General features: G+C 49.1%; 11 protein-coding genes and 3 tRNA genes. 3 read left to right on the top strand and 11 right to left on the bottom strand.

The window, feature by feature from the left end:
• Nucleotides 1-61: 61 nt before the first annotated feature.
• Both tmk and ACI39P_RS06920 read right to left on the bottom strand, forming a co-directional pair.
• Nucleotides 62-688 (bottom strand): dTMP kinase, encoded by a 627-nt coding sequence (gene tmk / locus ACI39P_RS06925; protein ID WP_439719938.1) that lies wholly within the window; start codon nucleotides 686-688, stop codon nucleotides 62-64.
• A gap of 344 nt (nucleotides 689-1,032) precedes the next feature.
• Complete coding sequence (locus ACI39P_RS06920) at nucleotides 1,033-1,242, bottom strand: hypothetical protein (protein WP_439719937.1); 210 nt, start codon at nucleotides 1,240-1,242, stop codon at nucleotides 1,033-1,035.
• A 157-nt stretch (nucleotides 1,243-1,399) separates the two neighbouring features.
• Here ACI39P_RS06920 and ACI39P_RS06915 point away from each other — a divergent pair, with 157 nt between their 5' ends.
• Complete coding sequence (locus ACI39P_RS06915) at nucleotides 1,400-1,642, top strand: helix-turn-helix domain-containing protein (RefSeq protein ID WP_439719936.1); 243 nt, start codon at nucleotides 1,400-1,402, stop codon at nucleotides 1,640-1,642.
• A 1-nt stretch (nucleotide 1,643) separates the two neighbouring features.
• Nucleotides 1,644-1,817 carry a hypothetical protein gene (locus tag ACI39P_RS06910; RefSeq protein WP_439719935.1) on the top strand — a complete coding sequence of 58 codons (174 nt, stop codon included), beginning with the start codon at nucleotides 1,644-1,646 and terminating at the stop codon, nucleotides 1,815-1,817.
• A 376-nt stretch (nucleotides 1,818-2,193) separates the two neighbouring features.
• On the opposite strand, the gene ACI39P_RS06905 is transcribed toward ACI39P_RS06910, so the two are convergent.
• A complete protein-coding gene (locus ACI39P_RS06905; protein ID WP_439719934.1) occupies nucleotides 2,194-3,753 on the bottom strand; it encodes an SPOCS domain-containing protein in 1,560 nt (519 codons plus the stop codon).
• Nucleotides 3,754-4,057: 304 nt separating this feature from the next.
• Here ACI39P_RS06905 and ACI39P_RS06900 point away from each other — a divergent pair, with 304 nt between their 5' ends.
• Nucleotides 4,058-4,918 carry a LysR substrate-binding domain-containing protein gene (locus ACI39P_RS06900; protein ID WP_439719933.1) on the top strand — a complete coding sequence of 287 codons (861 nt, stop codon included), beginning with the start codon at nucleotides 4,058-4,060 and terminating at the stop codon, nucleotides 4,916-4,918.
• A 45-nt stretch (nucleotides 4,919-4,963) separates the two neighbouring features.
• Here ACI39P_RS06900 and ACI39P_RS06895 read toward each other — a convergent pair whose 3' ends face one another.
• The 8 genes from ACI39P_RS06895 to ACI39P_RS06860 form a co-directional block, all read right to left on the bottom strand.
• Entirely contained in the window at nucleotides 4,964-5,857 is an 894-nt protein-coding gene (locus tag ACI39P_RS06895; RefSeq protein ID WP_439719932.1) for an EamA family transporter, read from the bottom strand.
• Nucleotides 5,858-5,995: 138 nt separating this feature from the next.
• Nucleotides 5,996-6,496: a signal peptidase I gene (lepB, locus tag ACI39P_RS06890; RefSeq protein WP_439719931.1), complete on the bottom strand. Its 501-nt coding sequence runs from the start codon at nucleotides 6,494-6,496 to the stop codon at nucleotides 5,996-5,998.
• 112 nt (nucleotides 6,497-6,608) lie between these two features.
• Entirely contained in the window at nucleotides 6,609-8,486 is a 1,878-nt protein-coding gene (locus ACI39P_RS06885) for a fructose-specific PTS transporter subunit EIIC (RefSeq protein ID WP_439719930.1), read from the bottom strand.
• 34 nt (nucleotides 8,487-8,520) lie between these two features.
• On the bottom strand, nucleotides 8,521-9,447 hold the full coding sequence (gene pfkB / locus ACI39P_RS06880) for a 1-phosphofructokinase (protein WP_439719929.1): 927 nt from the start codon (nucleotides 9,445-9,447) through the stop codon (nucleotides 8,521-8,523).
• 123 nt (nucleotides 9,448-9,570) lie between these two features.
• Nucleotides 9,571-9,747 (bottom strand): DUF6472 family protein, encoded by a 177-nt coding sequence (locus ACI39P_RS06875; protein WP_439719928.1) that lies wholly within the window; start codon nucleotides 9,745-9,747, stop codon nucleotides 9,571-9,573.
• A gap of 132 nt (nucleotides 9,748-9,879) precedes the next feature.
• Nucleotides 9,880-9,952 (bottom strand) — tRNA-Val (locus ACI39P_RS06870).
• Nucleotides 9,953-9,957: 5 nt separating this feature from the next.
• Nucleotides 9,958-10,031, bottom strand: a tRNA-Asp gene (locus ACI39P_RS06865).
• Between the two features lie 30 nt (nucleotides 10,032-10,061).
• A tRNA-Trp gene (locus tag ACI39P_RS06860) sits at nucleotides 10,062-10,137 on the bottom strand.
• Nucleotides 10,138-10,268: the final 131 nt, after the last annotated feature.

Here is a 10,268-nt window from a genome sequence, read left to right as displayed (position 1 = left end):
AAAAAATTTGATTTATTATTCATTTCTCACTTGACATCACACCGCTGGACTTATCTATGGCTCAAAAGCCGAATACTCTGTCTAACTGTTTTTTGATATCGGCAAAAACTTCTTCGGCGGGTCTGTCTGCGTCAATATCGGCAATCCTGCCGCCGCTTTCCTTTGCCAAGGTCAGATAGCCTTCATATACCTTTTCATGGAAGGCTGCCTTTTCCTGTTCCAGCCGGTCTAAAGTATGTCCGTCCTGCTGATTTTTCCGTGCCATTCCCGCCGCAGGGGTGATGTTTAGGAAAATGGTCAGGTCCGGTTCTTTGCCGCCGGTGGCAATGCGGTTCACCTCTGCCACCATATCCCCCAGGCCTCTGCCGAAGGCCTGATAAGCAATGCTGGAATCGGTGAAACGATCGGAAAGTACCGTTTTACCTGCCGCCAAAGCGGGAAGTATCTTTTCCTCCACATGCTGGGCACGGGATGCGGCATAAAGCAGCATTTCCGCTTTGCCTGTCAGTGCTTTGTTGGCAGGGTCAAGGATCAGCTCCCTGATTTTTTCCGCCACAGGCGTGCCACCGGGTTCTCTGGTCAGAAGGACTTCCTGTCCCCGTTCTGTCAGATACGCTTCTATTTTTTTGATCTGTGTGGATTTGCCGCTGCCGTCGCCGCCTTCCACGGAAATAAAATAGCCTTTCATGGGGCCCACCTCTGTTGAAAAAATTCTGAAACTTCACCTTCGGCAAAAGTGCGCCGGGAAATGGGTACACTCTTGCTAATTGTATATTATAGCACATACAATCCGCAGAATCAAAGGAAAAGGGAAGAAAAGAGTCCTAAATTCAAGTTCTCGAAACTCCAAGAATTGGAAGCCTCGCCCATACGGGCAAAAACGGCGGTCAGTGAATCTCAGCATTCGCCCACCCCCAGAAGTTTCTCGGCAAAAAACATTCCTTTCCCCCAGCGCCGGAAACGTCAGAGCGAAAAGCGGTGCAGTGTGCTTAAAAAAAGAAACACCGGCAAGCACCAGTGTTCTTATTCCCCTCAAAATTCGTGTCTTGTTCCGCAATCGCTTCCCATTCCTTCAAAAATATGTACGATTTCTTCAATTTTAGCAAAACATTCCTTATCATCCAAAGCGTCATCTTCCAAAATCTTTTTGATGTCCCGCAATGCCCTATAACATTTCATTTCCACAAGTTCGCTGGGGGACATTTTCAAATTTGGAAAAACTACCTTTATTTCTTCTTCCATCAAGATTTCCTTCAAAATATCCTGAAATAGCTTCATTTCTAAAACTGCTCCTTTTCCCGCAATACAAAAATAGGCTATGCATAGCCTAATAGTAGCATAGATAGACGATTTTGTCCAACCATTCTGGGTATTCTGAAAGAAGAATGGAGGGCTTAAAATGGACACTATTTCAACAATTAGAATCCGCATTCTTCAACTTTGCGAAGAACGTAATTTAACAATCAATAAACTGGCAACAATTTCTGCGATTCCTCCCACATCCTTAAAAAATATCCTTTATGGAAAAAGTAATAATCCAAAGATTCTAACAATCAAATTGATTTGTGATGGATTGGGTATAACATTGGCGGAATTTTTTAATACTCCCGAATTCAATAGCTTAGAACAGGAAATCAAATGATATGGCCTTGAAAATCAAGCAGACAAAAACCATCCCCATCGGGCAAAATATCCGCACCATCCGCCAAGCAAAGGGCATCGGACAGACAGAACTCGTCCGTCTGCTCCAACTGCAGGGCATCCGTAATGTTCTGGAAACCACCTACGAGGAACTGCTGAAAGAAAACGAAAACTGATGAGAGGAACTATATATAAAAAACCCAAAACATATCAGTATCCGAATCGAAGAAGATATCCTCAAAAAATTTCATTCTGTATCCAAATATAATGGTCGTTCTGCCAGCGGGCAGATTATGTATCTCATCAATCAGTGTATCCGTGATTTTGAAAAAGAACAGGGAAAAATTGAACTGGAAGAAACAACCGAAAACAAGTAAAGGACGGAAACCCGTCCTTTCTTTTTTTGCCATCAGTCTTCTCTGCCCCCGCAAGCAGCCTAGTGGCGAGGGAAGGGGCAGTTACCCTTATGCACTAACTTGCGAGGGGCAGTTCCAAACGGGCGCAGGTTGACCCACTTAGGCCTTCGAGAATTTGAATTTCAGTTGAAAGCCATCACCTCACCATCTTGATGATCAGCAGCTTCTGCCCCGGATAGATCAGCTCCGGATTTTCAATCTCATTCACCGCCAGAATGTCATTTACTGTTGTACGGTATCTTTTTGCGATTTTCCAAAGAGAATCCCCCTTCTGCACCATATAGATGACGGCTCCTGCCATAGGCAAACCGGCGGGTTCTTCCTCCAGGGTGATATCCGTCACTGTTTCCGCCGTTTCCTGCCGTGTCACTACGGCCTCCATGGTCACTGTGGCCCGCAATTCTCCTTCCCGTTCGGAAAGCATCTGAAAATCAATATCCTCCAGCCGCAGGGATACTGCCGCTTCATCCCCTTCTTCTACTCCCCGCAGCTCCATCATCTGCCCAAAGGGAATCCCTCTGCGCAGCATGCAAACCGGCTCCTCGTCATCCTCACAGGTATATAGGATATCCGCTGTCAGAACGCCCTCCGCTTCTACTGCATCCACCATCGTCCGCACTTCGGAAAGGCTTACATCCCCCCATACTTCTTCCGCCTGCAGCATGGGCATCTCCCCATTTTCCAGCTGAATCCGTTCTTTCACGATAAACTGATTTTTTCCGCTGCCCACTGTCACAGGGTAGGTGATGGTTTCTTTTTCCAGCTTGACTGCACCATTGGGCGCATAGGCATCCTGCAAAATTTCCTGTTCCACCATTTCTTTGCCATTCATCTGCGCCCCAATGGTCACGTCCACCGCCACCTGTCTGGCTTCTCCGTCCTCGTCCGCCATGGGGGTCAGCTTGGCTTCCTCCACCGTCAGGCTGCCGTTCAGCTCCGTTTTGGGCTCGATCCCTTCTCCTTCCAGATAGCCGTTAAAAGGGATTTTCTCGCAAAAGCTGCCAATATTTCCTTCTCCGTCTGTATAAAGCATGCAAATCTTCAAATTCCCCCGCACCATGACCTTCCCGTCCATGGCACGCATATCCTGTTCCGTCAGCTCTATTCCTTCCCACAGCACATCGGCAATTTCCGGCTTGGATGTAGAAAGATTCAAGTCCTCCTTCACGGTGAATCGGTCTTTCAGGGCTGCCGCATCCCGCTCCATCCGCAGGGTCCCCGTCAGGCATTCGATGCCTTCCCCCGTCACGCCGCTCAAGATCTCCGCATGTTTCTGCTGCTCTGCAGCCGCTTTCATCTCAATGACCGCCTTCACGCCGATCTTTCGGTCATTGATGATCTGGCAGTCCAAATGTTCCAATTTCGCCTCCAGGGTCACATCCATGTCTTTTTCCAGCCCGTCGATATGTAAAAAATCTTCCAAAGGCAGGCTGGCTTTCATGGCATAAAGAGGCCGCTCCCCGTTCTTTGCCCGATACAGCACAGAAACCTCCATCTCCCCGGAAAAGGAAATGCGGTCATCGGTGATGCGTTTTTCCCGCATGTTTACTTTTCCTTCACAGCGCAAAATTTCCTGTAAGTCCGGCTTGCTGTCAGGTACGATCATATCCCCCTCCAGCAGGATCTGAGAAGACTGTTTTCCCGCTGTGTCCTTCCAATTCATATCCATTGTTTCCTTCGCCAATGTCAACGGCATAAAAACCCTCCTGTTCATAAAAGAATGTTCCAATCAGCAGGCTTCCCTTCGGAAAGAGAATGATCCAGCCCTTTCCAAAGGGCAACTGCCGGCAATGTTCCCGGAAAAAGGGACACACCGGATCGCCACACTTTGTCTCTATGAAAATATATGTGGCGCAGGTAGTTTTATGCAAAAAAAGAAGGGCATTTCTGCCCTTCCGCCCTTGTCAAATCCTTCTCTTTCCTGTAGGATAAAGAAAATATGAATATTTGTAAAGTATTTTCTATTTTATATGATATTTTCGCAGGAAAGGAGTGCCTCCATGGATATCCAGAAATATATTGCCCTTTTGCAAACCATAGAATATGGCAGCATCACCAAAGCCGCCGAAGCCCTTTCCTATTCCCAATCCGGCATCAGCCGTATGATACAGGAAACCGAAAAGGAACTGGGGCTTACCTTGATCGAACGGGGACGGGGCGGCGTTCGGCTGACCTCCGAAGGCATCAAGCTGCTCCCCCAGATCAAAGCCCTTTGCAGTGCCCATCAAGCCCTGCTGCAGCAGGCAGATGATCTGAAGGGGCTGGAAACCGGCCTCATCCGCATCGGCACCTTTTCCAGCGTGGCCACCCATTGGCTGCCCAATATCATCAAGGAATTTCAAAAGGATCATCCCAATATCGAATATGAACTGCTTTTGGGGGACTATCGGGAAATCGAAGCATGGATACAAGAGGGCAGGGTAGACTGCGGCTTTCTACGTTTGCCCACCCTGTCGGAGATGGACACTATTTTTCTGGAACAGGACGATTTTCTTGCCATCCTGCCGGAAAACCATCCCTTGGCCGATGCGGAGCGTGTCCCCCTGAAAGAGCTGTGCCAAGAGCCTTTCCTTCTTTTGGAAAAGGATAAAAATACAGAAATTGCAGACTTTTTCCACCAGCATAACCTCTCTCCCAATGTCCATTTCACCACATGGGATGATTATGCGGTCCTTTCCATGGTGGAATGCGGGCTGGGCGTCAGCCTGCTGCCCCGCCTGATCCTGCGGCGCATTCCTTATCGGGTCGCTATCAGAGAACTGGAAACGCCCATTCATCGGAAAATCGCCTTGGCCCTGCGGGATCGAAAAACCGCTCCCCTGGCAGTAAAACGCTTTCTGGAATACCTTTCCTACCGATGAAAACACCAAAAAAGCCTGCCAAAACATCGGCAGGCCTTCTCGCTTTTATACCCTGGCATATTCCTTTGCCTTTTCTTTTTTTCTCACTCTTTTTCCTGCCAGCTCTGCATACATGGCACCGCCTAAAATCAACGCCGCCCCTGCCGCCTGCATGGGGGCCATGCCTTCCCGCAGCAAAACCGCCGAAAGCACCACCGCCGAAAGAGGCTCCAGATAGCCGCAGATGGCCACCGTCTGCACCGGCAGCCGCCCCATGGCAGAAAAATACAGATAACAGCCAATGCCCGTATTCAAAAGCCCCAGTTGCAATATAGGCATCCAGCCTCCCTGCGGAATCTCCAGCGATATGCCCTGTCTGGAAAACAGGAATACCGCCACCACCAGAAAGCTGAATATTGTCTGCCACATGGCATTTTCTAGGCCGGTAATATGCTCTGCCTTTTTATTGGCAATGACCATCACCGCATACATCACCGCAGATAGAATGCCGCAAAACAGTCCCCAAAGGGTCTTGCCTTCCTGAAAGGCCTGCCCATTGATGCACACAATGCCCAGAAATACCGCCAAAAACCCAATACAGTTCTTTTTTGTCAGCTTCTCCTGAAAGAAAACCTGCCCCAGTGCCATCACGATGATCGGCCCGCAATAGCACAGCAGCGTGGCCGTCCCCACGCCTACCTGCTGATAAGCTTCATAAAGAAACATCCAGTTTCCGCCCATCCCCAGCCCAGCCAGCCCCAGAAAGATAAATTCTTTTCTATAGCGCAGGGCATTGCCCTTTTGGCGCAGCAATAAAAAAAACAGCAAAAGTGCCAATCCCCCAAGCCCTGACCGCAGAAATACAATCTCATAGCTGGACAGATGGATATGGCTTGCCACAATGCCATTGGAACCGAACAGAAGCAATGCGGCAATATATTTCCAGAACTCTTTTCTCATCTGTTTCACTTCCCTCAATAAATTTCTGCCCTTACTGTACCATAAAAAGAACCCCGAAAAAAGCGCATCATTTTCATGCTTTCCATGATAAATCCGCATAAAAAGAGCACATTCTCTATAGAATGTGCTCTTTTTGAATTAGATTTTGCCAAATTCCTGGAACGGATAGATCCGGAAAAATACCTTTCCCTTCAAATCATCACAGGAAATCACCCCCATATTGCGGCTGTCGTAGCTGTTCTGGCGGTTATCCCCCATGACAAATACCGTATTCTGGGGCACTGTCATATCAACCAGGCCATCGGTCACGCCGTCCGCATAGCTTTCCTGAATGATCTCTCCGTTTACTTCCACGCCATCTTCCAAAATCCGAATGGTATCCCCTTCTGTGGCGATGATTCGTTTTACCACCGTCTTGCTGCCATCGGCGTCATAATAATGGAACATAACAATATCGCCCTTTTCATAATCTCCCCTCATAGCCGCAAGGCGATTCATCAGCACGATTTCACCATCGCCCATGGTCGGCTCCATGGAACTGCCCATCAGGCGCATAGGCCAGCAGAAAAAAAACAGTACCACAATAATAATCGCTGCCCGCAGGATTGCTTTTCCCCATTCTTGTAATGATTCTTGCACTTTATCCCAACCTTGCTCTTTTTTTCAATGAAAGACATTTTCTGTCTCTCTTTCCATATTAGTATACGGGATTCGACAAAAAGGCGCAAGGCTATTTCGATGGTAATTTATTTCAAATTGCCTGCACAGCGTTCTTTTTCAAAAGTCCCAGCAGCAGCATCCCCACCACAGAGCCTATGATGACCGCCGCCAGAAAACCGAAAGGATGGCTGATGACAGGCAAAACAAAAACGCCGCCATGGGGCGCCCGCAGAGCACAGCCAAAGAACATGCTCAGCCCGCCGGCCACCCCAGATCCAATGATGCAGGCGGGCAGTACCCGCAGAGGATCTGCCGCCGCAAAGGGGATGGCTCCTTCTGTGATAAAGCATGCCCCCATGATGAGGTTCGCCACGCCGGATTGCCTTTCTTTTTCGCTGAATTTGTTTTTAAAGAAAAAGACTGCCAAAGCCAGAGCCAACGGTGGCACCATCCCCCCTGCCATGACCGCCGCCATGATCTGAAATTCATTGCTGGCCAAGGAAGCCGTGCCGAATACATAAGCCGCCTTATTGATAGGGCCGCCCATATCCACGCTCATCATGCCCCCCAGAACAACGCCCAAAAGCACACGGCTGCTGGTGCCCATCCGTGCCAGCAATCCGTACAGGGCTTCATTCAGCCATGCCACAGGAGGATTGATGATGATTTGAATGAGGGCGCCCATTAAGAAGATACCAAAAACAGGATAGAGCAAAATAGACTTGATTCCCTCCAAAGAACGGGGCAGTCTATCGAAAAGCTTCCGCAGGCCCAGAATCAAATACCCTGCCGCAAAGCCTGCCAGCAATGCCCCCAAAAAGCCGCTGCCCCCTTCCTTCGCCAGAAAGCCCCCCACGAAGCCCGGCGCAAGGGCAGGCCTGTCGGCAATACTCATGGCGATGTAGCCAGCCAAAATGGGCAGCATAAAGCCAAAAGCCCCATCCCCGATGGCTTTGAAAAAGGCGGCTTGGGGCAGATTGGAGCCGAAATTGGCAGGGTCAATGCTGTAATCATCCAGCAGGAAAGCCAATGCGATCAGAATCCCCCCGCCAATAACAAAGGGCAGCATATGGGAAACCCCATTCATCAGGTCTCGATATACCTTGTTGCCTCTGCTCTGCTTTTCTTCTTCCCCGCGAGGGGCTTCTGTCTCTGTTTTGCCGCCGTATATAGGCGCTTCCCCCTGTATGATTTTGGCCAATAGAACCTCCGGCTTGCGGATGCCCTCCGCCACAGGCACCTGCAGTACCTTTTTCCCGCGGAATCTGTCCAGTTCTACCTTTTTATCCGCCGCAATGATGATGCCTTTGGCCTCTCTGATTTCCTCCGCTGTCAGCACGTTTTTCGCGCCGCCACTGCCGTTGGTCTCCACCTTGATGGTAATGCCCATTTCCCTTGCCTTGTTTTCCAGCCCTTCTGCCGCCATAAATGTATGAGCAATGCCCGTGGGGCAGGCAGTCACAGCCAGCACATCATAGCTGATCCGGGCTTCTTCCGCAGTTTTAGCAAAGCGCTTTTCCTCCTCCCCTGAGATAATCTCTAAAAAGGCAGAAGGATTTTTCGCTTCTATCAGTTTTTTTCGAAAATCCTCATCCATCAGCATAGCCGCCAGCCGTTCCAGCACCTCTAAATGTAGGTTCGCTCCGTTTTCAGGCACAGCGATCATAAACAGCAAATGGGCATCCTGCCCGTCGGCACTTTCAAAATCCACCCCTTCGGGAACGACCATAGCCGCTAAAGTCGCCCGTTTGACCGCATTACTTTTCCCATGGGGAATAGCAATGCCCTCGCCGATGCCCGTAGTCGAAAGCTTTTCCCGTTCCAAAATGGCCTGTTTGAATTTCCCTTTATCCTTCAGATTGCCGCTTTTCGCCAGCAGCTCCACCAGCTGGTCAATCGCAGCGTTTTTGTTTCTCGGTCTCTTTCCAATCCCAATACTTTCTTTCTGCAACAGTTCCGAAATCCTCATATTACCCTCCTTCAGCGAGTAACCCTCAAAGAAGCTATACCGTCCCGCTGGTTATTTTGATTTTTTCGTCATACAATCTCCGAATTTCTTCCCCAGTTGCCAAACCTTCGCAAAATGCACTGGCGCTGCCCGCTGCGATTCCCCAAGATAAAGCCTCCTGATAGCTGCCCGTTTTCAGCCAGCCTGCCACAAATCCCCCTACCATGGAATCCCCTGCCCCCACGGAATTGACCACCTTTCCCCGGGGTGCTTCCCCAAAGAGGATATCCCCCTCGGCAGTCAGCAGCGCCGCCCCCTCCGCCGCCATGGAAATGAGTACATTTTTTGCCCCCATTTCCTGCAGCCGCTTTCCTTGGGTAATGATCTCTTCCCGGGTAAACAGCCTGCTCTGCGCCAGCTCTTCCAGTTCCTGATGGTTGGGCTTAATCAAAAAAGGCTCATATCGCAGAGTTTTCAACAGCACTTCCCCCGTTGCATCCACCACTGTATAGATGTCCCGTCCTTTCAGCAAGTCCAAAATCTTCTCATAAAAATCTTTCGGCAAAGAGGGGGGAATGCTGCCGGAAATGATAAGCAGATCCCCCTTCTGCAGGGCGTTGATCTTCTCAAAAAGCTGCTCTAGTGCCGTCTGATCCACCGCCGGTCCGCCGCCGTTGATCTCGCTTTCCTCCTGCCCTTTCAGCTTCACATTGATGCGGGAAAATCCCTTGGCAAGGCGCACAAAGTCCGTCCGACACCCTCGCCCTTTCAAATCCCCTTCAATGAAATCCCCCGTAAAGCCTGCCAGAAAGCCCAGGGCACGGTTCGCCACTCCCAGATTCTGTAAAATAATAGCTACATTTATACCCTTTCCGCCGGAAAAAACCGCCTCACCTAAGGCACGGTTCACCATTCCCGGGCGGAATTCGCCCATCTGTACTACGTAATCCACCGAAGGATTCACTGTCAGTGTGTAAATCAAATCCATCCCTCCTGATTCTCGCTCCATTTTACCTAGTATACCCGTTTCCTTCTTTTTCATCAGAATTTAAAAAACCCCTTTCTCTCCCAAAGAGGACAAGGGGTTCTGTTTCTTATCTATCAGTTACATTTGCTTTCTCACCGTTTTATATTCATCTTCCAGGCGGTAATAGGGGCATCCCTGAAACGTATCCGTTAAAAATTTCTGCATTTCATCTTCGTCCAAGTTGACTTCACAGAAGTATTCTTCAAATTCCTCGTCATATCCAAAATACATACAGGTTTCACAATTCGACTGCATGTGATTCCTCCTCTCTGCTTTTTTCAAAAGCTTTTTGCTGAATATCCTTCTTACTGCCATTATACTATATTTTCTGTAAGCAAAAAGCACTAAAACCATCTAGGCCTTAGTGCTTTTTTGAAATAAAAAAAGTGGAAGTTACAGGGCTCGAACCTGTGACCCTCTGCTTGTAAGGCAGATGCTCTCCCAGCTGAGCTAAACTTCCATAAACGACTCAGAAGGGGCTCGAACCCTCGACCTCCGGCGTGACAGGCCGGCGCTCTAACCAACTGAGCTACTGAGCCATATAAAAATGGCAAATCGTTTTTAAAAAATGGCAGGGGCAGAAGGATTCGAACCCTCGACATTTGGTTTTGGAGACCAACGCTCTACCAGCTGAACTATACCCCTGTATAACGGCCTCCCACTTGAGTGGGATTGCACCTTCAAAACTGAACACAAGTTGCAATCTCAATCGAATTTAATAGGTCAAGCCCTCGATCTATTAGTATTGGTCAGCTGAACACGTTACCGTGCTTACA

Source organism: Anaerotignum sp., assembly GCF_051877975.1.
In the GTDB taxonomy this organism is placed as follows: Bacteria; Bacillota; Clostridia; order Lachnospirales; family Anaerotignaceae; genus Anaerotignum_A.
This window is presented reverse-complemented; position numbering and strand designations above follow the sequence as displayed.

Excerpts from the sequence above, each read along its gene's own strand:
- ACI39P_RS06895 (WP_439719932.1), bottom strand. The coding sequence starts at position 5,857 with ATGAGAAAAGAGTTCTGGAAATATATTGCCGCATTGCTTCTGTTCGGT.
- tmk (WP_439719938.1), bottom strand. The coding sequence starts at position 688 with ATGAAAGGCTATTTTATTTCCGTGGAAGGCGGCGACGGCAGCGGCAAA.
- ACI39P_RS06900 (WP_439719933.1), top strand. The coding sequence starts at position 4,058 with ATGGATATCCAGAAATATATTGCCCTTTTGCAAACCATAGAATATGGC.
- ACI39P_RS06875 (WP_439719928.1), bottom strand. The coding sequence starts at position 9,747 with ATGCAGTCGAATTGTGAAACCTGTATGTATTTTGGATATGACGAGGAA.
- ACI39P_RS06885 (WP_439719930.1), bottom strand. The coding sequence starts at position 8,486 with ATGAGGATTTCGGAACTGTTGCAGAAAGAAAGTATTGGGATTGGAAAG.
- ACI39P_RS06905 (WP_439719934.1), bottom strand. The coding sequence starts at position 3,753 with ATGCCGTTGACATTGGCGAAGGAAACAATGGATATGAATTGGAAGGAC.
- ACI39P_RS06920 (WP_439719937.1), bottom strand. The coding sequence starts at position 1,242 with ATGGAAGAAGAAATAAAGGTAGTTTTTCCAAATTTGAAAATGTCCCCC.
- ACI39P_RS06910 (WP_439719935.1), top strand. The coding sequence starts at position 1,644 with ATGGCCTTGAAAATCAAGCAGACAAAAACCATCCCCATCGGGCAAAAT.
- ACI39P_RS06915 (WP_439719936.1), top strand. The coding sequence starts at position 1,400 with ATGGACACTATTTCAACAATTAGAATCCGCATTCTTCAACTTTGCGAA.